At 58.7% G+C, this 25,352-nt stretch carries 25 protein-coding genes and 1 tRNA gene; 12 read left to right on the top strand and 14 right to left on the bottom strand.

What is annotated here, in order from left to right; genetic code table 11:
• Positions 1-18: 18 nt before the first annotated feature.
• Positions 19-615, bottom strand: a complete 597-nt coding sequence (gene wrbA / locus A6013_RS02790) for an NAD(P)H:quinone oxidoreductase (RefSeq protein WP_041910554.1) — start codon at positions 613-615, stop codon at positions 19-21.
• 390 nt (positions 616-1,005) lie between these two features.
• Between wrbA and A6013_RS02785 the strand changes: the two genes are divergently transcribed.
• From A6013_RS02785 to A6013_RS02770, 4 genes are all read left to right on the top strand, one after another.
• Positions 1,006-1,176, top strand: coding sequence for a general stress protein (locus A6013_RS02785; protein ID WP_001273664.1), 171 nt, complete (start codon positions 1,006-1,008; stop codon positions 1,174-1,176).
• 116 nt (positions 1,177-1,292) lie between these two features.
• Positions 1,293-2,210 (top strand): DMT family transporter, encoded by a 918-nt coding sequence (locus A6013_RS02780; protein WP_069732505.1) that lies wholly within the window; start codon positions 1,293-1,295, stop codon positions 2,208-2,210.
• Between the two features lie 61 nt (positions 2,211-2,271).
• Complete coding sequence (locus A6013_RS02775) at positions 2,272-2,541, top strand: DUF1778 domain-containing protein (protein ID WP_008499829.1); 270 nt, start codon at positions 2,272-2,274, stop codon at positions 2,539-2,541.
• A gap of 27 nt (positions 2,542-2,568) precedes the next feature.
• A complete protein-coding gene (locus A6013_RS02770; protein ID WP_172616463.1) occupies positions 2,569-3,069 on the top strand; it encodes a GNAT family N-acetyltransferase in 501 nt (166 codons plus the stop codon).
• Between the two features lie 58 nt (positions 3,070-3,127).
• Here the strand turns inward: A6013_RS02770 and rutG are convergent, their stop codons facing one another.
• Genes rutG through rutA form a run of 7 tightly spaced genes read right to left on the bottom strand, consistent with a single transcriptional unit; the run spans position 3,128 to position 8,562 of the window.
• Positions 3,128-4,450 (bottom strand): pyrimidine utilization transport protein G, encoded by a 1,323-nt coding sequence (gene rutG / locus A6013_RS02765; RefSeq protein WP_069732504.1) that lies wholly within the window; start codon positions 4,448-4,450, stop codon positions 3,128-3,130.
• A gap of 21 nt (positions 4,451-4,471) precedes the next feature.
• The gene (gene rutF, locus A6013_RS02760) at positions 4,472-4,963 is read right to left on the bottom strand and encodes an NADH-dependent FMN reductase RutF (RefSeq protein ID WP_032644856.1); all 492 of its coding nucleotides are present in this window, start codon (positions 4,961-4,963) and stop codon (positions 4,472-4,474) included.
• A gap of 12 nt (positions 4,964-4,975) precedes the next feature.
• The gene (locus A6013_RS02755) at positions 4,976-5,566 is read right to left on the bottom strand and encodes a malonic semialdehyde reductase (protein WP_069732503.1); all 591 of its coding nucleotides are present in this window, start codon (positions 5,564-5,566) and stop codon (positions 4,976-4,978) included.
• Positions 5,567-5,575: 9 nt separating this feature from the next.
• Positions 5,576-6,376, bottom strand: coding sequence for a pyrimidine utilization protein D (rutD, locus tag A6013_RS02750; protein WP_028012656.1), 801 nt, complete (start codon positions 6,374-6,376; stop codon positions 5,576-5,578).
• A gap of 7 nt (positions 6,377-6,383) precedes the next feature.
• Positions 6,384-6,770: a pyrimidine utilization protein C gene (gene rutC / locus A6013_RS02745; RefSeq protein ID WP_069732502.1), complete on the bottom strand. Its 387-nt coding sequence runs from the start codon at positions 6,768-6,770 to the stop codon at positions 6,384-6,386.
• Between the two features lie 11 nt (positions 6,771-6,781).
• Complete coding sequence (rutB, locus tag A6013_RS02740; RefSeq protein ID WP_028012657.1) at positions 6,782-7,471, bottom strand: pyrimidine utilization protein B; 690 nt, start codon at positions 7,469-7,471, stop codon at positions 6,782-6,784.
• Positions 7,471-8,562 (bottom strand): pyrimidine utilization protein A, encoded by a 1,092-nt coding sequence (gene rutA / locus A6013_RS02735; RefSeq protein ID WP_069732501.1) that lies wholly within the window; start codon positions 8,560-8,562, stop codon positions 7,471-7,473. The genes rutB and rutA overlap by 1 nt, the downstream gene beginning before the upstream one ends.
• Before the next feature lie 245 nt (positions 8,563-8,807).
• Here rutA and rutR point away from each other — a divergent pair, with 245 nt between their 5' ends.
• Positions 8,808-9,446, top strand: a complete 639-nt coding sequence (gene rutR / locus A6013_RS02730; RefSeq protein ID WP_028012659.1) for an HTH-type transcriptional regulator RutR — start codon at positions 8,808-8,810, stop codon at positions 9,444-9,446.
• On the opposite strand, the gene A6013_RS02725 is transcribed toward rutR, so the two are convergent.
• Both A6013_RS02725 and putA read right to left on the bottom strand, forming a co-directional pair.
• A complete protein-coding gene (locus A6013_RS02725) occupies positions 9,443-9,838 on the bottom strand; it encodes a lysozyme inhibitor LprI family protein (protein ID WP_069732500.1) in 396 nt (131 codons plus the stop codon). The two genes, rutR and A6013_RS02725, sit on opposite strands and share 4 nt — an antisense overlap.
• A 51-nt stretch (positions 9,839-9,889) precedes the next feature.
• A complete protein-coding gene (gene putA / locus A6013_RS02720; protein ID WP_069732499.1) occupies positions 9,890-13,852 on the bottom strand; it encodes a trifunctional transcriptional regulator/proline dehydrogenase/L-glutamate gamma-semialdehyde dehydrogenase in 3,963 nt (1,320 codons plus the stop codon).
• Between the two features lie 422 nt (positions 13,853-14,274).
• Here putA and putP point away from each other — a divergent pair, with 422 nt between their 5' ends.
• Positions 14,275-15,783 (top strand): sodium/proline symporter PutP, encoded by a 1,509-nt coding sequence (gene putP, locus A6013_RS02715; RefSeq protein ID WP_049001648.1) that lies wholly within the window; start codon positions 14,275-14,277, stop codon positions 15,781-15,783.
• 70 nt (positions 15,784-15,853) lie between these two features.
• Positions 15,854-16,273, top strand: a complete 420-nt coding sequence (locus A6013_RS02710) for a DUF3574 domain-containing protein (protein WP_069732498.1) — start codon at positions 15,854-15,856, stop codon at positions 16,271-16,273.
• Between the two features lie 48 nt (positions 16,274-16,321).
• On the opposite strand, the gene A6013_RS02705 is transcribed toward A6013_RS02710, so the two are convergent.
• Positions 16,322-17,506 carry a NupC/NupG family nucleoside CNT transporter gene (locus A6013_RS02705; RefSeq protein WP_047368266.1) on the bottom strand — a complete coding sequence of 395 codons (1,185 nt, stop codon included), beginning with the start codon at positions 17,504-17,506 and terminating at the stop codon, positions 16,322-16,324.
• Between the two features lie 251 nt (positions 17,507-17,757).
• Between A6013_RS02705 and efeU the strand changes: the two genes are divergently transcribed.
• The 4 genes from efeU to phoH all read left to right on the top strand — a co-directional run bounded on the left by efeU (position 17,758) and on the right by phoH (position 22,336).
• Complete coding sequence (gene efeU / locus A6013_RS02700) at positions 17,758-18,591, top strand: iron uptake transporter permease EfeU (RefSeq protein WP_028012665.1); 834 nt, start codon at positions 17,758-17,760, stop codon at positions 18,589-18,591.
• Between the two features lie 40 nt (positions 18,592-18,631).
• Positions 18,632-19,759: an iron uptake system protein EfeO gene (efeO, locus tag A6013_RS02695; protein ID WP_028012666.1), complete on the top strand. Its 1,128-nt coding sequence runs from the start codon at positions 18,632-18,634 to the stop codon at positions 19,757-19,759.
• Positions 19,760-19,764: 5 nt separating this feature from the next.
• Positions 19,765-21,048 carry an iron uptake transporter deferrochelatase/peroxidase subunit gene (gene efeB / locus A6013_RS02690; RefSeq protein ID WP_028012667.1) on the top strand — a complete coding sequence of 428 codons (1,284 nt, stop codon included), beginning with the start codon at positions 19,765-19,767 and terminating at the stop codon, positions 21,046-21,048.
• 499 nt (positions 21,049-21,547) lie between these two features.
• A complete protein-coding gene (gene phoH / locus A6013_RS02685) occupies positions 21,548-22,336 on the top strand; it encodes a phosphate starvation-inducible protein PhoH (protein WP_024908976.1) in 789 nt (262 codons plus the stop codon).
• A 145-nt stretch (positions 22,337-22,481) separates the two neighbouring features.
• Here the strand turns inward: phoH and A6013_RS02680 are convergent.
• From A6013_RS02680 to A6013_RS02670, 3 genes are all read right to left on the bottom strand, one after another.
• Positions 22,482-22,569 (bottom strand) — tRNA-Ser (locus A6013_RS02680).
• 137 nt (positions 22,570-22,706) lie between these two features.
• A complete protein-coding gene (locus A6013_RS02675) occupies positions 22,707-23,384 on the bottom strand; it encodes an isochorismatase family protein (protein WP_069732497.1) in 678 nt (225 codons plus the stop codon).
• Positions 23,385-23,404: 20 nt separating this feature from the next.
• Positions 23,405-24,265, bottom strand: coding sequence for a pirin family protein (locus A6013_RS02670; RefSeq protein WP_069732496.1), 861 nt, complete (start codon positions 24,263-24,265; stop codon positions 23,405-23,407).
• Positions 24,266-24,374: 109 nt separating this feature from the next.
• Here A6013_RS02670 and A6013_RS02665 point away from each other — a divergent pair, with 109 nt between their 5' ends.
• Positions 24,375-25,280, top strand: a complete 906-nt coding sequence (locus A6013_RS02665) for a LysR family transcriptional regulator (protein WP_028012669.1) — start codon at positions 24,375-24,377, stop codon at positions 25,278-25,280.
• Positions 25,281-25,352: the final 72 nt, after the last annotated feature.

The following is a 25,352-nucleotide window of genomic DNA, read 5'->3' as shown; positions in this document are numbered from 1 at the left end:
ACTTTTCCTCCTGTTGGGTTAGCCGTTCAGTTTTTTAGCGAGACCCGCGACGTATTCACCCTGATAGCGGGCGATAGAGAGTTCTTCATTGCTTGGCTGACGTGAGCCATCCCCACCGGCAATGGTGGTTGCGCCGTACGGCGTCCCGCCGCGCACCTGAGAAACGTCAAACAGCTCCTGCGCGCCGTAGCCAATTGGCACAATCACCATCCCATGATGAGCAAGGGTAGTCCAGGTTGAGGTAATCGTCTGCTCCTGGCCGCCGCCGGTGCCGGTAGAGCTGAATACGCTGGCGAGTTTGCCGTACAGCGCCCCGGATGCCCAGAGCCCGCCGGTTTGATCGAGGAAGGTACGCATCTGGCCTGACATATTGCCGAAGCGGGTCGGGGTGCCGAAGATAATGGCATCATACTCCGCCAGCTCCTGCGGGGTGGCGACCGGGGCATTTTGTGTTTTTCCCCCGGCTTTGGCGAACGCTTCCGCCTGCATGGTTTCCGGTACGCGTTTTACCACAACCTCAACGCCGTCCACTCTGTTTGCACCTTCTGCTACCGCGTGAGCCATGGTTTCAATGTGTCCATACATGGAATAATAGAGCACCAGAACTTTTGCCATTTTGCATCACTCCTCGTTGGTTTTTCTGACAGCGGATCGCTGCGTTCATTTAAAGATATGACATCACGGCCAGACTGCAAAAATGAACGGCATTTCTTTGATTTATAACAACATGGTTACAATACGGTGCTGTAGCAAAATGAAACAACTTTCTGGTCGTCGAATTTTAAAATGATAAGAAAGGCTTATAGATTTCCGTCGCGTTATCTGACCCGAAAGGCGGATATCATGTTGCAGAATATTACCCGTGGCTTGCCGGATAGCCTCAGTCCACTAAGCTTAGTTTCACGCGGCACAGATAAAGGCCCTGTCCTTTAGCCGCGAGGTGAAAGAATCCTCTTTTACTGAATGCAATATGATGTCTAATGTTTCACACTCTGGAGGTTAGAGATGGCAAACCATCGTGGTGGTTCAGGTAATTTCGCTGAAGACCGTGAAAGAGCATCAGAAGCAGGTCGTAAAGGTGGCCAGTCTAGCGGGGGTAACTTTAAGAACGACCCTCAGCGCGCATCAGAGGCTGGTAAAAAAGGGGGTAAAAATAGCCACGGCAGCAATAAGTAGTACGCCGGGTTGACTCCCTGCCGCCGGGTTTCCCGGCGGTTTTTTTATGTCTGCAACATTGAACTGTAACCAAAGGCAACGCACACTACAGAATTGATCTCACTTGTTGGTGTCGCATGTCCGTCTCACGCTTTAAATTCTCCATAAAACCGCAGGAAGCCATCCTTATTCTCATCACCATGTTCTGGGGCGGGACCTTTCTTGCCGTCCAGTACGCGGTGACCCTCAGCGATCCGTTCTTTTTTGTCGGCCTGCGCTTTGCGACGGCGGCGATAGCCGTGGGGCTGATCTCCCTTAAAACGCTGCGGGGTCTGACGCTGAAGGAACTCAAGGCCGGCGTGGCGATTGGAGTTGCGATAGCGATGGGCTACAGCCTGCAGACGTGGGGATTGCAGACCATCTCCAGCAGCAAATCCGCTTTTATTACCGCCATGTACGTGCCGCTGGTGCCGCTGCTGCAATGGTTATGCCTCGGGCGGCTACCGGGGCTGATGTCCTGCATTGGCATCGTGCTGGCGTTTATCGGCCTGATTTTATTAGCCGGGCCGGAAAATAACCTGCTGGCGCTGGGGCCGGGCGAGATCATTACCCTCGTCGGGGCCATTGCCATCGCGGCGGAAATTATTCTGATCAGCGCCTGGGCTGGGAAAGTGGACGTCAAGCGCGTGACGGTGGTGCAGCTCGCGACGGCGTCGCTGGTGGCCTTCGCGACGATGGTGCCAGCCGGGGAATCCGTGCCGCCGATGTCCACGGGGCTGGTGGTGGTCGCGCTGGGGCTTGGCATCTTCAGCGCCATTATCCAGGTGACCATGAACTGGGCGCAGCGCAGCGTATCGCCAACGCGGGCGACGGTGATCTACACCGGTGAACCGGTCTGGGCGGGGATTTTCGGACGACTGGCCGGCGAGCGTTTACCGCTGCTGGCGCTGGTGGGCGCGGCGTTTATTGTCGCCGGGGTGCTGGTGAGCGAGCTAAAGCTCAGAAAGCGGCGGCGTGAAGCGAGTCATTTGACTGCTGAAAAAGGTTTAGATTGAAAAAAAGCGCAACGTTACTTAGGATGTGTACGGATTAAAACCGTACACGGTGATGTAAACCATGCCAGCACTTAAAAAACAGCGTATCGATCTTCGCTTAACGGACGAAGACAAAACAATGATTGAAGAAGCGGCGGCGATGACGAATCAAACGATCACCCAGTTTATGGTGAACAGTGCGTCAGAGCGTGCTGCAGAGGTCATCGAGCAACACCGTCGTCTCGTGTTAAACGAAGCCTCATGGAATGCGGTGATGGATGCCATCGACAATCCGCCAGAGCCAAATGAACGCCTCAAGCGCGCGGCAAAACGTCTTCGAAACATGGAGTGAAGCGTCTTGGCAAATCTCACGATTGAAATGTTTTCAGAGGGAACCGACTATGATTTCGGGGATTTTGATTGTGGTGAACCCTCGCTAAATGCTTTCCTGAGAGAACACCTGGTACGCCAGCACAATGGACGTATTCTACGAGCCTACCTGCTTAAAGAGCGCGACCATCCGCGCGTGCTGGGCTATTACACGCTATCGGGAAGTTGCTTTGAGAGAGCGATGCTTCCTTCTAAGACTCAGCAGCGTCGGATCCCTTATCTCAACGTACCCAGCGTGACGCTGGGACGTCTGGCTATTCATAAAGAACTACAGGGAAACGAGTGGGGAACAACGCTTGTTGCACACGCTATGCGGGTGGTTTACCTGGCGTCGCAGGCTGTGGGAGTACACGGAATATTTGTTGATGCCCTTAGCGAGCAGGCTAAACGATTTTATCTGAAGCTGGGGTTCATCCCGCTGGCAGGCGAAAACAGCCATTCTTTGTTCTTCCCGACAAAAGCTATCGAACGACTGTTTGAGCAGGCGTGATCGCTCTAAAGGAGCATGCAGGTCGGGTAAGGCGTAGCCGTCACCCGACATATCGATTTCACGAATCCAGATGCGCCGCGGCGGCCTGCGGCGCGGCAGCCATCCGGCGGCTCAGCAGGGCGTTAAGCAGGATCGCGCCGAAGGTCGCCGTACCAATCCCGCCGATCGTAAACCCGCCCAGCGTCAGGGCAAAATCGCCCGCGCCCAGCACCAGCGTGACGGCCACCATGATCAGGTTGCTGTTCTGGCTGAGGTCAACCCGATGCTGCACCCAAATGCGTGCCCCGGCCACGGCGATCAGCCCGAACACCACAATCGACGCGCCGCCGATGACCGGTGACGGAATGGTGTGGATCAGCGCGCCGAACTTCGGTGAGAAACCAAGAAGGATCGCCATTACCGCCGCCGCCACGAAGACCAGCGTTGAGTAGACCTTGGTCACCGCCATCACGCCGATGTTTTCCGCATAGGTGGTCACGCCGCTGCCGCCCACGGAGCCTGAGAGCATGGTCGCCAGCCCGTCGCCGACGAACGCGCGGCCCATGTACGGATCCATGCTGCGCCCGGTCATTCCCGCCACCGCCTTCAGGTGCCCTAAGTTTTCCGCCACCAGGATCACCGCCACCGGGGCGATAAGCATCATCGCCTGCGTGTTAAAGGTGGGCGAGGTCACCTGCGGCAGACCGAACCAGGCGGCCTGATGAAGCAGGGTAAAATCGACCGGCTTGCCCATGCCGAACACGTTCGCCAGCAGGGCGTAGATCAGACAGGCGACAATCAGCCCGACCAGGATCAGCAGACGCTGGATCATCCCGCGCGTAAAGACTGCCACCAGGCCGATGCACAGCACCGTGATCACCGCCATCCAGCTTTCAAACGGCGAAGCGGAGACGCTTTTCACCGCAATCGGCGCGAGGTTCAGGCCTATCGCCATCACCACCGCGCCGGTGACGACGGGGGGCATCATCCGTTCGATCCAGCGCGTGCCGATCTTCATCACAACGAGACCAATCAGGGTATAGACCAGCCCGCAGGCGATGATGCCGCCAAGGGCCACGCTCAGGTTGGGGTTGATCCCCTGGCCGTTAAAACCGGTAGTGGCGATCACCACGCCGACAAAGGCGGCGCTGGAGCCCAGGTAGCTGGGCACGCGCCCGCCGGTAACAAAAAAGAACAGCAGGGTGCCGATTCCCGACATCAGAATAGACAGGTTGGGATCGAGCCCCATCAGCATCGGCATCAATACCGTCGCGCCAAACATCGCGACTGCATGCTGGACGCCCATCACCATGGTTTGCCCGAGCGGGAGGCGTTCATCCGGCGCGACCACGCCTGCTTCAGTGAAGGTCGATTTCAACTGCCAGTGGGGAAATCCGAACATGGTCTGTCTCCTTAAAGCGCCTTAGCAGGCGGGTCGCATAAGCGCGTGGTAGCTGCGGTCAAACCACACCAGACCTTGCGGTGCGGGGTGGCGAATAATCGATACGATGTCGCAAAACAGAATGTCGTGAGTACCGACGCTGACCACCTGGCTGATGCGGCAGTCAAACGAGGCCAGCGCATCCTCCAGACGCGGGCAGCCCGTGTCGCCCGTCTGCCAGCGGGCGGCGGTAAAGCGTTCCGCCATCGGCGTTTTGCCGCCAAACAGATTGGATAAAGGCTCCTGTCCGGCGCTCAGGGTATTCACACACAGGGTGCGGTTTTCGCTGAACGTGGGCCAGACCGACGCGCCGCGGTTCAGGCACACCAGCAGGGTGGGAGGGGAATCCGTGACGCTGCATACCGCGCTGGCGGTAAAGCCCGCCATCCCCGCCGGGCCGTCGGTGGTGATGATGTTGACCGCCGCGCCAACGCAGGCCATGGCGTCGCGAAAGGTCTGTTTATCGGGTGTCATCACGATCGCTCCTTACGCCAGTCCGCAGGCATCGTCGAAGGTCAGGCGCGGCAGGCGCCCGTAAAGTTTGCTCGTATCGCCATAGCCAATGTTGATCAGCAGGTTGCTTTTAAGCGTTGTGCCGGTGAAAAAGGCCTCGTCGACCTTTTGTCGGTCAAAGCCCGACATCGGGCCGGTGTCCAGGCCGAGTGCGCGGCAGGCGAAAATCAGATACGCGGCCTGCATTGAGCTGTTGCGAAAGGCCGTCTCTTCCGCCAGCGCGGGGCTTGCGGTAAACCAGCTTCTGGCATCGCCGTGCGGGAACAGCTCGGGCAGGCGCTCGTAGAATTCCCCGTCCCAGGCGACAATCGCTGTCACAGGGGCGGTAAGCGTTTTCTCGAGGTTGCCGCTGGAGAGCGCCGGGCGCAGCTTCTCTTTTCCCTCTGAGCTTCGCACAAAGACAATGCGCGCCGGTGAGCAGTTGGCAGACGTTGGGCCCCATTTCATCAGGTCATACATCTCGCGCAGCGTCTCGTCGCTGACCGGCATATCCAGCCAGCCGTTGTGGGTGCGGGCACCGGTGAACAGCGTTTCCAGCGCGGCGGGGGTAATGGCTTCGCTCATTAAAGCTCCTTATAAAGCGGGTTCAGGGCTGTGCAGCAGGCTGGCAAGCCCGTTCAGCAGCAGGGTGTTAAAGGTGTCCGGTTCGGTGACGTTGCAGGCATGTCCGCCCTGGCGCATGACCGTTTTGTGGGCGTGCGGGAGGGCGGCGTGCAATTCAGCGGAACAGACAGACGGCACCAGCACGTCGTCGGCGGAACAGATAATGTGCACCGGGCAGCGAATGCGTGCGGACTGGCGGCGGAAGTCGGCTTTTTTCAGGGCGCTGAGCCTGCGCAGCAGGTTGGTTTTACCCTGGAAATGGGCCAGCGCCAGCGCTTCTTCGGCCTCCAGACGCGGCGCGCGGGCGGCCATCCAGTCTGCCGGGTAGAGAAACAGCGGCTGCGCCTCGACCCACGCCTGCGCGCCGCCGGAATGCAGCAGCCGCTCGCGAACGTCAAAACAGCGGCGGGTGTGGGCATTGAGGGTCAGCCAGCCATTGACGCACACCAGCGCGGTGAGGGCGTCGGGCCTGTCGAGGGCCAGCTGCAGGCCGACCAGCGCGCCGAGCGCGTGCCCGACGACGCTGTAGCGCGCAATGCCTGCGTCAGCCAGCGCCTGGGCGAGCTCGTCTGCCATCTGCGCAAGGCTGTAACCCTCCGGCAGGGTGTCGGGGTTATTGCCCGTTCCCCGCTGGTCATAGCACACCACCTGATACTCCGGCTCCAGCGCGGCCTGCTGGGGCAGCCAGTAGCTGCCGCTGCCGCCGAGACCGGAAATAAAGACCACCACGGGCGCACCCTCGTACGGCGGCGGCGAGACGGAAAGTTTCATGCCTGCCTCACTTCGCGATGTGCGCAACGGTGGCGATCTCAACCAGCGCGTCCGGTTTTACCAGCCCGCACTGAATGCAGAACCGCGCCGGTTTATCGCCGGGGAAGAACTCGGCGTAGATTTCGTTAATCGCGGTGTAGTTTTTCCAGTCGGTGATAAAGATGCTGTTGAAGGTCACATCCTCCATCGTGCCACCTGCCGTTTCGATCACGGTTTTGATCGTCTCCAGCACGTGGCGGGTTTGCGCCTTTGGGTCGTTGATAAATACCACGTTGTTGTCTTTATCAAACGGCAGCGTGCCGGAGACATACACCACGCCGTCGGCGAGGGTGCCGGGGACAAACGGGGCGATGGGCGTGCTGGTGCCCGGCGGGATGATTACGGATTTCGGCATCGTGTGTCTCCTCAGGCGATACGGGCGAGCGGAGGATTCAGGGCGTCGCAGAAATCCGCAACGTTACTGACCCAGCCAAAAAAGGTTTCGATATTGAACAAAGCTGCCTTTTGGGCGAATTCCGGCCCGGCCTGGTGGGTGGCGTCTTCCAGCACCACGCCGAAATACTCGAGGAAAAAGCCGTCGCGCAGGGTCGATTCCACGCACACGTTGGTGGCAATGCCTGTGAACACCAGGTGGCGAATGCCCCGGCTGCGCAGCAGGCTGTCGAGCGGGGTGTTGAAAAAGCCGCTGTAGCGCGGTTTCGGCAGGACGATATCGCCCGCCTGCGGGACCAGCTCGTCCACCAGTTGATAATCCCAGCCGCCTTTGGCCAGCAGCTTGCCCTGCAGTTCGGGCCGCTTGCGCATGGTTTTCAGGGCGTTCGACTTGTGGAAGTTGGGCGAGCCGGGGCCGCCGGCCTCGACGTACTGGTCATCCCAGCCGTTCTGGAACCAGATGATGAGCATTCCCGCCGCGCGCGCGGCGGCGACGGCGGTTTTGATGTTCTCGATCACAGGCCTTGTGGCGGAGACGTCGAACCCCGCCAGATCCAGATAACCGCCCTGGCTGGCATAGGCGTTTTGCATGTCCACCACGATCAGCGCGCTCTGCTGCGGCGCAAAGGTGATGGCTTCCGGGCGAGCGTTTAAGGTCGTCATTACGCCACCTCCTTCGTGACGGCAGGGATATGGGTGCGGCACTGCATCAGCGGCTGGATGCGCTCGCCGAAGGTTTCCACGCCGGTGAGGAAATCATCGAAGGTCAGCAGGACGCCCTCCGCGCCGGGTACGGCCGCCACTTCGTCGAGCATCCTGGCAACGCTGGCGTACGAGCCAACCAGCGTGCCCATGTTGATATTGACGGCGGAGGTCGGGTCGGCCATCTGGCGCACGTTGGTGTCTGCGCCGGAACGGGTGTCTTTCTGGCTCTGCTCGGTAAGCCAGCTCAGGGCTTCGTCGTCAGCGCCGTCCTTATACCGTTCCCATTTGGCGCGTGCGGCGTCGTCGGTTTCGTCGGCAATGACCATGAACAGCACGTACGAGCCCACGTCGCGCCCGGTTTTGTCGGCGGCCTCTTTCATCCGCGCGGCGGTCGGGGCGAAGGCGGCAGGGGTGTTAACGCCTTTGCCGAAGCAGAAGTTAAAGTCGGCGTATTTCGCGGAGAATTCCATCCCCGCGTCGCTCTGCCCGGCGCAAATCACCTTCATCGGTACCGACGGCTGCGGGCTGACGCGGCAGTCGTTCATGGTAAAGAAGTCGCCTTTGAAGTCGCTTTTGCCGGTGCCCCACAGATCGCGCAGGACCTGCACGTATTCGGTCAGGTAGTCGTAGCGACGGGAGAAGTAATCGTCGCCCGGCCAGAGTCCCATCTGCTCGTACTCCGGTTTTTGCCAGCCGGTGACCAGGTTAACGCCAAAGCGCCCGCCGGAGATGGAGTCGATGGTGGAGGCCATGCGTGCCACGATCGCGGGCGGAAGGGTGAGGGTGGCCGCGGTGGCGTAGATCTGGATCCGCGAGGTAACCGCTGCCAGCCCGGCCATCAGTGTGAAGGACTCCAGGTTGTGATCCCAGAATTCCGTTTTGCCGCCAAAGCCGCGCAGCTTGATCATCGAAAGCGCAAAGTCGAAATGGTAGTGCTCCGCTTTCTGCACGATGGCTTTGTTCAGCTCAAAGGTCGGCATGTACTGCGGTGCAGTGGTCGAGATAAGCCAGCCGTTGTTGCCGATGGGTACAAATACGCCAATTTTCATCACGAACCTCTCTTCATTACGTCGCAGGTGTAACGGTGGTTTTGCAAAGGCAATGCCAGTTTTGAAAACGCTTGTGTTATTAATGTGTTAATCAAAGGTTGGAGGATTGATGCCGCTAAATGTGGACTAAATGGTCAAAAACATTGCACAGAAAACAGGCACTCATGCGCGATGGGAGTGCAGAAGGTCGTGGCGAGGCGGGGGTTTTGCTATGCTGAGCGCAGGAAAGAAAATGGAGAGCGGAAATGACACAAGGCGCAGTGAAAACACCCGGAAAACGTTCGCAGGCGGTGAGCGCCAAGAAGCAGGCGATCCTCAGCGCCGCGCTGGAGACCTTTTCACAGTTTGGCATCCACGGCACGCGCCTGGAGCAGGTGGCGGAGCAGTCCGGGGTGTCTAAAACCAATCTGCTCTACTATTACCCGTCGAAAGAGGCGCTGTATGTGGCGGTGATGCAGCAGATCCTCGATATCTGGCTGGCGCCGCTCAAGGCATTTCGCGAAGAGCTGGCCCCGCTGGTGGCTATCGAGGAGTACATTCGCCTGAAGCTCGAGGTGTCGCGCGATTACCCGCAGGCGTCAAGGCTGTTTTGTCTTGAGATGCTGCAGGGCGCGCCGCTGCTACAGGCGGAGCTGACGGGGGATTTAAAGCAGCTGGTGGACGATAAGTCGGCGATTATCGCCGGATGGGTTGCCAGCGGTAAGCTGGCCCCGGTCGACCCGCAGCACCTGATCTTTATGATCTGGGCCGCTACCCAGCATTACGCTGACTTTGCGGCCCAGGTCGAGGCGGTAACCGGTAAAACGCTCCAGGACGAGGCGTTTTTCCAGAGCACCCTCGAAAACGTGCAGCGGATGATTATCGAAGGGATCCGCGTGCGTTAATTGCCCGGCGGGAGAGGGCAGCTTAAGTCGCCCTCTTCACACTGCATCAGCGAGGCCAGAAACGCCTCGCGCTCCACGGTTTTCTCCGCCAGGCACTGGTTAACAATCATTGGCTGGACGCTCCCGCCTTCCGTCCCCGAACCGATAAACGCGCAGTCCGCGTCGCGCAGGGTAATCCACGCCTGTTGCGCTTTTTTCAGCAGGTCGCGCTGGGGAGCCGCCGCGCGTTTGATGGCGGCCTGGTAGGTCTGGTTGAGTTTTTTATCGGCTGCCTGGTACTGCTGCGCGCTACAGGTATTCAGTTCAAGCTGGGTGGTCGCGTTGTCGCACTCGTTGGCCAGCGCGCCGGTGCTGAGCAGCAGTGCCGCACCGGCGATAAGATATCGTTTCATATACTCCCCAATAAAATAAGGCTCCGTCTCCGGAGCCTTATTAGCACAGCGTTAGCCGATTGTCATCAGGCTGGCGTTACCGCCCGCCGCCGCGGTGTTGACGCTGAGCGAGCGCTCCACGTACAGACGCTCCAGCAGCAGGTTGGTTTCCCCGCGGGCGAAGCCCTGCACGGAAACAATCGCCCCGCTGCGGGCCGCCACCTGCTCGCACAGCTCGCGCAGCTGGTCGGAATCACCGTGGTAGATCACCGCGTCAAACGGCTGGGTCAGCAGGGCATCGGCCTTCGCAAAGCGAATGCGGGCCGAAACCGCTTTCGGCAGCTGTTTGGCGAGATCGCGATGCAGCGCATCGTCCGGCCACAGCACTTCACACCCGGTGGCCATCGCCGCGGCCAGCTGTACCAGCGCGTCCTGCTCGTTATCCGCCACGCACAGTACGCGTTCGCGCGGCATCAGCGTCCAGGTGTTGCGCTCGCCGGTTGGCCCCGGCAGCAGACGCTGGGTACCGGCCTGCGCCAGCTCGCCGTACTGCTGGGCAATCGCACGCAGTTCAGGACGGTTATCAGCCCACTTAATCAGCGCCTCCAGCGGCTGGGTCAGCACGGCTTTAACCTGCGCGTCCACCGGATATTCAGCGTCCTGACGCGCCAGCGTCACGCCCAGCGCATTTTCCGGACGGTTCGCCAGCAGACGATACAGGTAGAGCGGGCCGCCCGCTTTCGGACCCGTACCGGAGAGGCCTTCGCCGCCGAACGGCTGCACGCCCACGACCGCGCCAACCATGTTGCGGTTGACGTACAGGTTGCCGACTTTGGCCGTGCCGGTGACCTGCGCAATGGTCTCGTCGATACGGGTATGCACGCCGAGCGTCAGGCCGTAGCCGGAGGCGTTGATCTGGTCGATAAGCGCGTTGAGGTTGTTACGGTTGTAACGCACCACGTGCAGCACCGGGCCGAAGACCTCTTTTTTCAGCTCGTCGAAGCTTGCCAGTTCAATCAGCGTAGGCGGCACGAAGGTGCCAGTCTGCCACTCGCGGGCATCTTCGCTGTTCTCGCGCACCGCCTGGAACACCGGACGGCCTTTGGCGCGCATGGCCTGAATGTGGTTTTCAATGTTGGCTTTGGCTTCCGCGTCGATCACCGGCCCGATGTCGGTGGTGAGACGGCCCGGGTTGCCCATGCGGCATTCCGCCATCGCGCCGCGCAGCATCTTCAGCGTGTGGTCAGCCACGTCATCCTGTAAGCACAGCACGCGCAGGGCGGAGCAGCGTTGACCGGCGCTGTCGAAGGCGGAGGCCAGCACGTCAACCACCACCTGCTCGGTGAGGGCGGAGGAGTCAACAATCATGGCGTTCATGCCGCCGGTTTCGGCGATAAGCGGGGTAGGACGACCCTGCGCATCCAGACGGGTGGCGATGTTGCGTTGCAGCAGGGAGGCCACTTCGGTCGAACCGGTAAACATCACGCCGCGCACGCGGTTATCGGAGGTGAGTTTGGCGCCCACCGTTTCACCACGCCCTGGCAGCAGTTGCACCACGCCCGCCGGAACGCCTGCTTCCAGAAGAATGTTGATGCCCTGGGCGGCAATCAGCGGGGTTTGCTCTGCCGGTTTCGCCAGCACGCTGTTGCCTGCGGCAAGGGCGGCGGCAATCTGGCCGGTGAAGATGGCCAGCGGGAAGTTCCACGGGCTGATACAGACCACCGGACCGAGCGGACGGTGCGTTTCGTTGTCGAAATCATCGCGCACCTGACCGGCGTAGTAGTGCAGGAAGTCGACCGCCTCACGCACTTCGGCGATGGCGTTGCTGAAGGTTTTACCCGCTTCGCGCACCAGAACGCCGATGAGCTGCTGCATCTGATCTTCCATCAGCACCGCGGCGCGTTCCAGAATGGCGGCACGCTCCTGCGGCGGGGTGGCGAACCAGATTGGCGCGTTATTCACCGCGCTCTCCAGCGCCTGTTCCACTTCCGCTTCGGTTGCTTCACGCGCGTAGCCGACGATGTCCTTCGGCTCTGCCGGGTTGATCACCGGCTGCATTTCACCGTCCTCAACGGACTGCTCAAGGATCGGTTTGGCCTGCCATTTCTGCAATGCGCTGTTGAGCAGGGCAGAGGAGAGCGACGCCAGACGGTGTTCGTTCGCCAGATCCAGGCCCGCCGAGTTGACGCGGCCCGCGCCGTACAGCTCGCGCGGCAGGGCAATTTTCGGATGCGGCAGACCAATCTGGCCTTCCTGCGCCGCCAGCTTCTCAACGGCCTGCACCGGATCGGCCACCAGTTCGTCGAGCGGCAGGGTGGTGTCGGCGATGCGGTTAACGAAGGAGGTGTTCGCCCCGTTCTCCAGCAGACGACGCACCAGGTACGCCAGCAGGGTTTCGTGGGTGCCCACCGGGGCATAGATGCGGCACGGGCGGTTCAGCTTGCCGTCCGCCACTTTCCCGGTGACCTGCTCGTACAGCGGTTCGCCCATGCCGTGCAGGCACTGGAACTCGTACTGGCCCGGATAGTAGTTCTGCCCGGCCAGGCTGTAGATCGCCGCCAGGGTATGGGCGTTGTGGGTCGCGAACTGCGGATAAATCAGGTTCGGCACGCCGAGCAGTTTTTTCGCGCACGCGAGGTAAGAGACGTCGGTGTAGACCTTGCGGGTATAGACCGGATAGCCTTCCAGACCTTCCATCTGGGCGCGTTTGATTTCGCTGTCCCAGTAGGCGCCTTTCACCAGGCGGATCATCAGGCGGCGACGGCTGCGGCTGGCCAGGTCAATCAGGTAATCAATGACGAACGGACAGCGTTTCTGGTAGGCCTGGATGACGAAACCAATCCCGTTCCAGCCTGCCAGTTCCGGCTCGAAGCACAATTTTTCCAGCAGATCGAGGGAGATCTCCAGACGGTCAGCCTCTTCGGCGTCGATGTTGATGCCGATATCATACTGGCGCGCCAGCAGGGTCAGGGACTTCAGGCGCGGATAGAGCTCTTCCATCACCCGGTCATACTGCGCGCGGCTGTAGCGCGGGTGCAGGGCAGAGAGCTTAATAGAGATGCCCGGACCTTCATAAATACCGCGACCGTTGGACGCTTTACCGATGGCGTGGATCGCCTGCTGGTAAGAGACCATGTAGGCCTGCGCGTCGGCGGCGGTCAGGGCCGCTTCACCCAGCATGTCGTAGGAGTAGCGGAAACCTTTGTCTTCCAGCTTGCGGGCGTTCGCCAGCGCTTCGGCAATGGTCTCCCCGGTGACGAACTGCTCGCCCATCAGACGCATCGCCATGTCCACGCCCTTGCGGATCAGCGGCTCGCCGCTCTTGCCGATAATGCGGTTCAGAGAGCGTGACAGGTTGGCTTCGTTATGGGTGGAGACCAGCTTGCCGGTAAACAGCAGACCCCAGGTGGCGGCGTTGACGAACAGCGACGGGCTGCGGCCAATGTGGGAGTGCCAGTTGCCGTTGCTGATCTTGTCGCGGATCAGCGCATCGCGGGTAGCTTTATCCGGAATACGCAGCAGCGCTTCCGCCAGGCACATCAGCGCCACGCCTTCCTGTGAGGAGAGGGAGAACTCCTGCAACAGGCCCTGCACCATCCCGGCGCGGCCGGTGGCGGTTTTCTGGTTGCGCAGCTTGTCGGCTAACTGATACGCCAGGCTGTGCGCCTGGGCGGCAACGGCTTCCGGCAGGCGGGCCTGCTCCAGCAGCATCGGCACGGCGTCGGTTTCGGCGCGGCGGTAAGCCCCGGTAATGGCGGCGCGGCTGACGGACTGAGGCAGGATCTGCTCGGCAAATTCGAGGAACGGCTGGTGGTTCTCTTCCACCGCCGTCGCGGCGTCTTCGCTTTCGTTCGCTGCGCCCGCCAGCAGGGCAGGCAGCTCCGGCAGGCCGTCTTCGCTCTCCAGCCTTTCCAGATAGTTAAAAATCGCCTGCTTGATTAACCAGTGCGGTGTGCGGTCAATGCGGGTTGCTGCGGTCTTAATCCGTTCGCGGGTCGCGTCATCCAGCTTAACCCCCATGGTGGTCATCCCCATGCCAAAACTCCTGTTGTTCTGTAATAGCGTTCTGTTGATAGCGTGAAATATCCACCATGTTGCAACTTTGTGCAACCGTGTTAAATGTGACCTGGTTTGCAAGCTGGAAAATGAATGGATTGTTAACGAATAGTTAGCTGGAGAAAAGCGCTGGCTTCTGCATGCGAAGCCTGTTTTTATGCGGTGCTTAACACTTTTCAAAGGTGCAACCCGTATAAATGTGAGCGAGTGCAACCTATAGGAAAGACGTATAAAACCAGGGATGAAATTCATGTAAATGCAGTGTTAAATCGTTTGTCAGTGGGAAGCGTATACGGCAGGATAGCGCGCCCAACGGAAACACATACACACATCACTACGTTCCGGTGATGACATAACAAGGCAACCCGGACGGTTGTCGCTCGACATTTTGGAGAATTTGAATGGCTATTAGCACACCGATGCTGGTGACATTTCTCGTTTATATTTTTGGCATGATCCTGATAGGGTTTTTGGCATGGCGTTCCACTAAAAACTTTGACGACTACATCCTTGGCGGGCGCAGCTTAGGCCCAATGGTCACCGCGCTCTCTGCGGGCGCATCCGACATGAGCGGCTGGCTGCTGATGGGGCTGCCGGGCGCGATTTTCATCTCTGGTATTTCCGAAAGCTGGATCGCCATCGGCCTGACCGTCGGCGCGTGGATCAACTGGAAGCTGGTGGCAGGCCGTCTGCGCGTACATACCGAAGCCAACAACAACGCCCTGACGCTGCCGGATTACTTCACCGGACGCTTTGAGGATAACAGCCGCGTGCTGCGCATTATCTCCGCGGTGGTGATCCTGGTGTTCTTCACCATCTACTGTGCCTCCGGCATCGTGGCCGGTGCGCGTCTGTTCGAAAGTACCTTCGGCATGAGCTACGAAACCGCCCTGTGGGCCGGTGCGGCGGCAACCATCCTCTATACTTTCGTGGGCGGCTTCCTGGCCGTCAGCTGGACCGACACCGTGCAGGCGAGCCTGATGATCTTCGCCCTGATCCTGACCCCGGTGATTGTGATTTTCACCGTTGGCGGCTTTGGCGATTCACTGGAAGTGATCAAGCAGAAGAGCATCGAAAACGTCGACATGCTGAAAGGGCTGAATTTCGTTGCCATCGTCTCCCTGATGGGCTGGGGCCTGGGCTACTTCGGTCAGCCGCACATTCTGGCGCGCTTTATGGCGGCGGATTCTCATCACACCATCGTTCACGCGCGTCGCATCAGCATGACGTGGATGATCCTGTGTCTGGCGGGCGCGTGTGCGGTCGGCTTCTTCGGTATCGCCTACTTCAGCAATAACCCGGCGCAGGCGGGCGCGGTGAACCAGAACGCCGAGCGCGTGTTCATCGAGCTGGCGCAGATTCTGTTTAACCCGTGGATTGCCGGTATTTTGCTCTCCGCGATCCTGGCGGCGGTGATGTCCACCCTGAGCTGTCAGCTGCTGGTTTGCTCCAGCGCAATCACCGAAGACCTCTACAAGGCCTTCCTGCGTAAAAATGCGAGCCAGAAAGAGCTGGTGTGGGTAGGGCGCTTTATGGTGCTGGTGGTGGCGCTGGTAGCCATTGCGCTGGCAGCCAACCCGGAAAACCGCGTGCTGGGTCTCGTGAGCTACGCGTGGGCGGGCTTCGGTGCCGCGTTTGGGCCGGTGGTGCTGTTCTCCGTCATGTGGTCACGCATGACCCGCAACGGCGCGCTGGCGGGGATGATCATCGGTGCGGTGACCGTCATCGTCTGGAAGCAGTTCGCGTGGCTGGGCCTGTACGAAATCATTCCGGGCTTCATCTTCGGCAGCATCGGTATTGTGGTGTTCAGCCTGCTGGGTAAAGCGCCGTCTGCCTCTATGCAGAAGCGCTTTGCGGAAGCGGATGCGCACTACCACACTGCGCCGCCGACTAAGCTTCAGGCAGAATAATTTTCCCCTCACCCTAACCCTCTCCCAAAATGGGAGAGGGGACAGACCGTTCACCAGTTCGAGATGATAAATGATGATTAAAACAGGGTTAATGGTGGCAGCATTTATGCTGCTGGCGGGTTGTAACGCACCCTCGCAGCGTGCGGCGGTGGAGACCTGCAAAGCGGATAACCAGATGCAGCAGACCACGCTCTATTTTGGCTTGAATCGCCCGGCAGGGGCGCAGATTACCGGCAGCGAGTGGCAGCAGTTTGTTGACCAGGACGTGACGCCGCGTTTTCGCGATGGCTTAACGGTGTTTGATGCGCGCGGGCAGTGGCTGGGGAACGACGGGAAAGTGGCGCGTGAATCCAGCAAAGCGTTAATGCTGATCCACGGTAAAGATGCGCAGAGCGAGAAGAACATCGAAGCGTTGCGCGGGATCTATAAGTCTCGTTTCGCGCAGGAATCGGTGATGCGGGTCGACCAGCCGGTGTGCGTACAGTTTTAATAAAAAACGGCGGGATAACCCGCCGTTGTTGTTTTGTAGCAAAGCTATTTACAGCACTAATCCCGCAAAGCTCGCCGACAGCAGGCTCACCAGCGTCGCACCGTATACCAGGCGCAGACCAAACCGCGACACCACGTTGCCCTGCTGCTCGTTAAGCCCCTTAATTGCCCCGGCGACGATGCCGATGGAGGCGAAGTTAGCGAACGAGACGAGGAAGACGGACAAAATACCCAGCCCGCGCGGTGACATTTCATGAGCAATTTTTTGCAGCTCAATCATCGCTACAAATTCATTCGCCACCAGCTTGGTTGCCATAATGCTGCCCGCGTTTAACGCATCGCTCAGCGGAATCCCGATAAGCCACGCCAGCGGATAAAACACATAGCCCAGGATCTGCTGGAAGCTCATGCCGAATACGCTGGAGAAAAGGGCGTTAACGGCGCTGATGAGGGCGATAAACCCAATCAGCATCGCCAGAATAATCATCGCCACCTTAAAACCGGCCAGAATATACTCGCCCAGCATTTCAAAGAAGCTCTGGGATTCGTGCAGTTTTTCCAGCTTGATATCCGGCTCGGCTTCCGGACGTACCGGGTTAATGACCGAGAGAATAATAAAGGTGCTGAACATGTTCAGGATCAGCGCGGCAACGACAAATTTGGCGTCGAGCATGGTCATATAGGCACCGACAATCGACAGGGAGACCGTCGACATGGCCGTGGCCGCCATGGTGAACAGACGACGCGAGGAGAGATCCCCCAGCACGCCTTTATAGGCAATGAAGTTTTCCGACTGGCCAAGGATCAGCGAGCTCACCGCGTTGAACGATTCCAGCTTGCCCATGCCGTTCAGCTTTGACAGCAGCGTTCCGATGATTCGAATAAAAATCGGCAGGATCCGCCAGTGCTGGAGAATACCAATCAGTGCGGAAATAAAAATAATCGGACACAGCACGCCGAGGAAAATAAACGCCAGCCCTTTTTCACCCATTCCGCCAAAGACGAAATTCGTCCCTTCCGAGGCAAATTTCAGCAGTGACTCAAAGAAGCCGGAAACGTATTTAATCAGGAATAGCCCGCTTTCGGCGTGCAGGAAAAAGAACGCCAGGGCAATTTCAATAACAATCAGCTGTAAAACATAACGAATGCGAATTTTTCGGCGGTCGAAACTCACCAGCCAGGCAAGCGCAAGAATAATCACCAGCGCCAGCAGGAAATGGACAATCTTAAACATGGGATATTTTCGGTTGGTTTTTGAGGCGGATATTTAGCCACAGCACTGGTTAACCGTAAATGGGCATTTTTATTATAACTTATAAACTTAACGGTAACGGCGGCAACTATTAACAGGCTTTGCGTTTACAACTCGTCATCAAATCACCACATATTTCGCTTGTGTTTCCTTTCGCCGTAATGATAATCACTATCACAAGAATTTACCTTTCTTTGCATCAGTTGACCGCGATAAACATTTAAGGTGTCGGCATGTTTGTTCCATTTCTCATTATGTTACGTGAAGGCCTTGAAGCGGCCCTGATTGTCAGCCTTATCGCCAGCTATCTGAAGCGCACCCAGCGTGGGCGCTGGATTGGCGTGATGTGGGTTGGCGTATTCCTTGCCGCGGCGCTCTGCCTGGGCTTAGGTATCCTCATCAATGAAACCACCGGCGAATTCCCGCAGAAAGAGCAGGAGCTGTTTGAAGGTATCGTCGCCGTGATTGCGGTGTTTATCCTGACGTGGATGGTCTTCTGGATGCGCAAAGTTTCCCGCAACGTGAAGGTGCAGCTGGAGCAGGCGGTGGATAACGCTCTGCAGAAGGGGAATCACCACGGCTGGGCACTGATCATGATGGTCTTTTTCGCCGTGGCGCGCGAGGGTCTGGAATCGGTTTTCTTCCTGCTGGCGGCATTCCAGCAGGACGTGGGCATCTGGCCGCCGCTGGGCGCCATGCTCGGTCTGGCAACGGCGGTGGTGCTGGGCTTTCTGCTCTACTGGGGCGGCATTCGCCTCAACCTGGGCGCCTTCTTTAAGTGGACCAGCCTGTTCATTCTGCTTGTGGCCGCGGGGCTGGCAGCAGGGGCGATCCGCGCCTTCCACGAGGCGGGCCTGTGGAACCACTTCCAGGACGTAGCGTTCGATCTTAGCAACGTTCTCTCCACCCATTCACTGACCGGCACCCTGCTCGAAGGCATCTTCGGCTACCAGGAAACGCCGAGCGTCAGCGAAGTGGCGATGTACTTTATCTATCTGGTTCCGGCGCTGGTGCTGTTCGCGATGCCGCCGCGTACCGGCTCGCAGGCGTCGCGCGTTGCGCCGTAATTATTGTTTTAGTTACAACATACTTTTTAAGGGAAGAGTCATGGCAATTCAGTTTCGTCGTAGTGCATTGTGCGCAGGCATTGCCGCGCTGTTCGCTTCTGCATTCGCTGCGCAGGCTGCGGATATTCCGCAGGTAAAAGTCACCGTTAACGATAAGCAGTGCGAGCCGATGACCATCACGGTTAACAGCGGTAAAACCCAGTTTATCATTCAGAACCACAGCCAGAAGGCGCTGGAGTGGGAGATCCTCAAAGGCGTGATGGTGGTGGAAGAGCGCGAGAACATCGCGCCGGGCTTCAGCCAGAAGATGACCGCCAACCTGCAGCCGGGTGAATACGACATGACCTGCGGCCTGCTGACCAACCCTAAAGGCAAGCTGATCGTCAAAGGTGCAGCGACGGCGGACGCGGCCAAAGGCACGGCCCTGCTGAGCCTGGGCGACGCTATCACCGCCTATAAAGCCTACGTCACCAAAGAGACGGCGGACCTGGTCACGGGTACCAAAGCCTTCACCGACGCCGTGAAAGCGGGCGATATCGAAAAAGCGAAATCCCTGTACGCGCCAACCCGTCAGCACTACGAGCGCATCGAGCCGATTGCCGAGCTGTTCTCTGACCTCGACGGCAGCATTGATGCCCGCGAAGATGACTACGAGCAGAAGGCCGCCGATCCGAAATTCACCGGCTTCCACCGTCTGGAAAAAGCCCTGTTTGGCGATAACTCCACCAAAGGAATGGAGAAATACGCCGGGCAGCTGAACACCGACGTGCTGGAGCTGCAAAAGCGCATCAGCGAGCTGGCCTTCCCGCCGTCGAAGGTGGTGGGCGGCGCGGCCGGTCTGATTGAAGAAGTGGCCGCGAGCAAAATCAGCGGTGAAGAAGATCGCTACAGCCACACCGACCTGTGGGACTTCCAGGCCAACGTCGACGGTGCGCAGAAGATTGTCGAGCTGCTGCGTCCTCAGTTGCAGAAAGAGAACGGCGAACTGCTGGCGAAAGTAGATGCCAACTTCAAAAAGGTCGATACCATCCTGGCGAAGTACCGTACCAAAGACGGGTTCGAAACCTACGACAAGCTGACCGACGCCGACCGTAACGCGCTGAAAGGCCCGATTACGACGCTGGCGGAAGATCTCTCCCTGCTGCGCGGCGTACTGGGTCTGGACTAAGCACGATGAACAAGCACGAAGAATTCGACGTGGCGGAACCTTCCCGACGTCGTTTGTTAAAAGGGGTAGGGGCGCTGGGCGGCGCGTTTGCCCTGGCGGGAGGTTGCCCGGTGGCGCATGCGGCGAAACCGCAGAGCGCGCCCGGTACGCTCTCGCCGGATGCCCGCATGGAGACCCAGCCGTTTTATGGCGCGCACCAGGCGGGTATTCTCACGCCGCAGCAGGCTTCCATGATGCTGGTGGCCTTTGATTCGCTGGCCAGCGATAAGGCGGATCTGGAGCGTCTGTTCCGCCTGCTGACGGCGCGCATCGCGTTTCTTACCGCGGGCGGGCCGGCACCGGATACGCCGAACCCGCGCCTGCCGCCGATGGATTCCGGTATCCTCGGGGCGTTTATCGCGCCGGATAACCTGACCATTACCGTGTCGGTAGGGGAGTCGCTGTTTGACGGCCGCTACGGCCTGGCAAAACAGAAGCCGAACGCGCTGCAGAAGATGACGCGCTTCCCGAATGACTCCCTCGACGCGGCGCTGTGCCATGGCGATCTGCTGCTGCAGATTTGTGCCAATACCCAGGACACGGTGATCCACGCCCTGCGCGATATCATCAAGCACACGCCGGATCTGCTGAGCGTGCGCTGGAAGCGGGAAGGGTTTATCTCTGACCACGCCGCCCGCAGCAAAGGCAAAGAGACGCCGGTTAACCTGCTGGGCTTTAAGGACGGCACGGCCAACCCGGACAGCAGCGATGCGGCGCTGATGAAAGACGTGGTGTGGGTGACGGCAGATCAGGGGGAACCCGCATGGGCGGTGGGCGGCAGCTACCAGGCTGTGCGCATTATTCAGTTCCACGTGGAGTTCTGGGACCGCACGCCGTTGAAAGAGCAGCAGACGATTTTTGGCCGCGACAAGCAGAGCGGGGCGCCGCTGGGCATGAAGCACGAGCATGATGTGCCGGACTACGCGAACGACCCGGATGGCGACGTTATCGCGCTCGACAGCCATATTCGCCTTGCCAACCCGCGCACCAAAGAGACGCAGTCCAGCCTGATGATGCGCCGTGGCTACAGCTATTCGTTGGGCGTGACCAATTCCGGCCAGCTTGATATGGGGCTGCTGTTCGTCTGCTATCAGCACGATCTGGAGAAAGGCTTCCTGACCGTGCAGAAGCGGTTAAACGGCGAAGCGCTGGAAGAGTACATTAAGCCCATCGGCGGCGGCTATTTCTTTGCCCTGCCCGGCGCGCGCGATGCTGGCGCGTATCTCGCACAAGGTCTGATGGAAGCCTGATAATCGTCCCTGCGATAGTTCGCGGGGACATTATTTTTTCATATGACTATCTTATTGTTATATTTCTGTAATATTCATATATAAGACTGATTCCGCTGCAGGAACAGTCTTAAAAGTTGCATTCAGGTAAAATAAATGTTGCATTTATGATAACTCCTGATGTACTTAAGATAAGACAGCGGTAGTTCCCGGCAGTGATGCTGAATCACTATGGAGATCGCGAATGGTTGCGTCCTGTACTGGACAAGGTAAACATAACAACCGCAGCACCCGGCGCGGAGGCTCAGACTCCGGCAGCGATTTCCTCACCACTAAATTCTCCCCCACACCTCAAGAATCTGATTCGACCGACGTGCAGACCGGTGCGCGTAGCCGTTCTGTATCGTCATCTGATAAAGCAAGCAATGGCTTACAAGGAAGCCAACCCTCTGATGTTCGTGCGCATAATCGTGCCGAAGCTGGCGCGTGTGATGAATACCAACAACTCAAGGTGCTATCCATGGGAAGACAAAAAGCAGTGATCAAAGCTCGTCGCGAAGCAAAACGTGTGCTGAGACGGGACTCACGTAGCCATAAACAGCGTGAAGAAGAATCGGTCACCTCGCTTGTGCAGATGAGTGGCGTAGAAGCAATTGGCATGGCCAGAGACAGCCGTGATAATTCTCCAATTGTGGCGCGCAATGAGGCTCAGGCGCACTACCTGAATGCTATCGAGAGTAAACAGCTCATCTTTGCAACCGGTGAAGCCGGATGCGGGAAAACCTGGATCAGTGCAGCCAAAGCAGCGGAAGCGCTGATCCATAAGGACGTGGAGCGCATTATTGTTACCCGTCCTGTACTGCAAGCTGATGAAGATCTCGGCTTCCTGCCCGGCGATATTTCGGAGAAGTTTGCTCCGTACTTCAGGCCCGTCTATGACGTGCTGGTGAAGCGACTGGGTGCATCCTTTATGCAGTACTGCCTGCGACCAGAGATTGGCAAGGTGGAAATCGCGCCGTTCGCCTATATGCGCGGACGTACATTTGAAAATGCGGTCGTTATTCTCGACGAGGCTCAGAACGTGACCGCTGCGCAAATGAAGATGTTTTTAACGCGCCTCGGGGAGAACGTGACGGTTATCGTTAACGGCGATATTACCCAGTGTGACCTGCCGTCGGGCGTGAAGTCCGGCCTCAGCGACGCCATGTCACGTTTTGAGGAAGATGAGATGATTGGGGTGGTACGCTTTACCAAAGAGGACTGCGTGCGCTCGGCGCTGTGTCAACGGACGCTACAAGCGTATTACTGAGTGTGCTGTTGCGTTCAAGGCCCGGGAAACCGGGCTTTGTTTTATGTGCAGGCATAAAGAGCGCAGGGAGTCTCAAGGTTCGAATCCCCAGGTGCGATCCAAAAGAAAAAAGCCCGTACTTTCGTACGAGCTCTCATCTCAAATATGGCGGTGAGGGGGGGATTCGAACCCCCGATACGTTGCCGTATACACACTTTCCAGGCGTGCTCCTTCAGCCACTCGGACACCTCACCATATTGTTTTGCTGCCTGACCGCTTGGGGGGCAACGGGGCGCTACTATAGGGAGTTGCGCGAAAGCGGTCAAGCAGATTTTCTGCATTCGTGCTTGTTCGGTTAAGCCTTAATCAGCTTATGACGCACAGCGCAGGATTAACGCTGTGAATCGAGCACTTCGCTGTTTTTCACCACCTCCTGCGCTTTGCCGTAGCTTTCGATCAGCAGCTTGTAGGCCGGGAAGATGTGGGTGTATACCTCAGCCCATTCAGCCGCATCTTCACGGTTCCAGGTTCGCTGGATCTCAGAGGCCACAGCGGCGGTATCCATCGGCACCACGCCTGCCTGGACCACGCGGGCCAGTGTGATCTCCTGCGCCATTTTGCTGTAGGTGCCGGAGGCATCAATCACCGCAAACACTTTATATCCGTCCGCCACCGCACTGATGGACGGGAAGGCCATGCAGACGCTGGTGATCGTGCCTGCAATAATTAACGTCTTGCGACCGGTAGCTTTTACCGCCGCCACGAATTCCGGGTTATCCCAGGCGTTGATCTCACCTTTGCGGGCCACATACTGCGCATGCGGCGCGTTGGCGTGGATCTCCGGGATAAGCGGGCCGTTCGGTCCCTGTGGAACGGAGGCGGTGGTGATCACCGGGATCTTCGCCAGCGTGGCGATCTTTGCCAGCGCCGCCGCACGGGCGCGCAGCTCCGGCATGGGCATGTCGCCGACGGTCTGGAACAGCCCGCTCTGGTGGTCGATAAGCAGCATGACGGCATCATTTACGTCAATGACGGGGCGTGCACCGTTGAAGTTTGCAGGGGTAGACATATTGTGCTCCTTAATTACGTTCAGATCTGGCCAAAGCGGCCGGAGTTGAAATCACGGATGGCTTCCGCGATCTCGGTTTTACTGTTCATCACAAACGGGCCGTAGCCCACAATCGGTTCATTCAGCGGCTCACCGGCCATCAGCAGCAATTTCGCGTCGCTGTTCGCTTCCAGATGCAGCTTTTCACCGCTCTGACTTAGCACAACCAGCTGCGCTTCACCCGCTGGCGTGGTGCCGTTCACCGTTACGCTGCCCTCAAGTACCACCAGCGCCGTGCTCCAGCCTTCGGGCTGTTTGAGCGCCAGATGGCTGCCCTGGTTAAGCGCGATGTCCCAGACGTTCAGCGGTGAGAAGGTATGGGCCGGGCCCGTCACGTCCTCAAGGCGACCGGCGATGACCCGCAGCGTGCCGCTGTTATCCGGCAGCGTGACCACCGGGATATCCGCTTTGGTGATACTCTGGTAGCCGGGCGTCGCCATTTTGTCTTTGGCGGGCAGGTTGACCCACAGCTGCATCATTTTTAGTTCACCGCCTTTCTGCGCGAAGGCGCTGGAGTGGAACTCCTCGTGCAGGATGCCTGCGCCCGCCGTCATCCACTGCACGTCGCCGGGGCCAATAACGCCGCCTCTGCCGGTGGAGTCGCGATGCTCCACTTCGCCGGCGTAAACGATGGTCACCGTTTCAAAGCCGCGATGAGGATGCTCGCCCACGCCGCGTTTCGCGCCGTCCGCCGGGAAGGTGTACGGTCCGGCATAGTCCAGCAGCAGAAACGGGCTCAGCGGCTCGCCGTGCGTCTGGTAAGAAAACATTGAACGAACCGGGAAACCGTCACCGACCCAGTGCGGACGAGGTGCGGTATAAACGCCTGTTACGTTTTTCATGATGTACTCCTGATGTTCTGTTGATGTAATTAGCTTATATTCAGGGTTAATATCCCGGTAGATAGTGAAAATGACATTCACTGTTCTGAATATGGAACGATGAGGGCGTATGCAGGATCTCAATGATTTCGCGTGGTTTGTGAAGGTGGTGGACCATGGTGGATTTGCGGCGGCGGGTCGGGCGCTCGATCAGCCCAAGTCAAAACTGAGCCGCCGGATTGCCCAGCTGGAAGAGCGCCTTGGCGTGCGGTTGATCCAGCGCACCACCCGGCAGTTTACGGTGACGGAAGTGGGGCAGACGTTCTATCAGCACTGTAAAGCCATGCTGGTAGAGGCCGAAGCTGCGGAAGAGGCGGTGGCGGCGTTGCAGGCCGAGCCACGCGGCGTGGTCAGGATCACCTGTCCGGTCACCTTGCTGCACGTGCATGTGGGTCCCATGCTGGCGCGGTTTATGGCGCGCTATCCGGGGATCAATCTTCAGCTTGAGGCCACCAACCGACGGGTCGATCTGGTGGGCGAGGGCATTGACGTGGCGATCCGCGTTCGTCCACGTCCGTTTGATGACAGCGACCTGGTGTTAAGAGTGCTGGCAGACAGGGGACACTGCCTGGTGGCGAGCCCTGCACTGATTGAGCGGATGGGTCACCCTGCCGTGCCCTCTGAGCTGAGCGAGTGGCCGGGTTTGAGCATGGGGGTGGGAAAGCAGCTGCACAGATGGGAGCTGAGCGGGCCGGAGGGAGCGAAAGCCGCGATTCATTACACGCCGCGCTTTATTACCACCGACATGCTGGCGCTGCGTGAAGCGGCGATGGCGGGGGTGGGTGTGGTGCAGCTGCCGATTTTGATGGTCAAGGATCAGCTGGCATCCGGGGAACTGGTAAGGGTGCTGGACGCATGGGAACCCCGACGGGAAGTGATTCACGCTGTTTATCCTTCCAGGCGAGGTTTGCTGCCGTCCGTCAGAACGCTGGTGGATTTTCTTACTGAAGAGTATGCGCGGATGGTGGAGGAGTAACGATCCCCTTGCCCTTTTGGGGAGAGGGTTAGGGTGAGGCGCTCAGGCTGCACCGAGCTGAATATAGCACCG

The sequence above is a fragment of the Enterobacter sp. IF2SW-B1 genome (assembly GCF_001743375.1).
Lineage (GTDB): Bacteria > Pseudomonadota > Gammaproteobacteria > Enterobacterales > Enterobacteriaceae > Enterobacter > Enterobacter bugandensis.
This window is presented reverse-complemented; position numbering and strand designations above follow the sequence as displayed.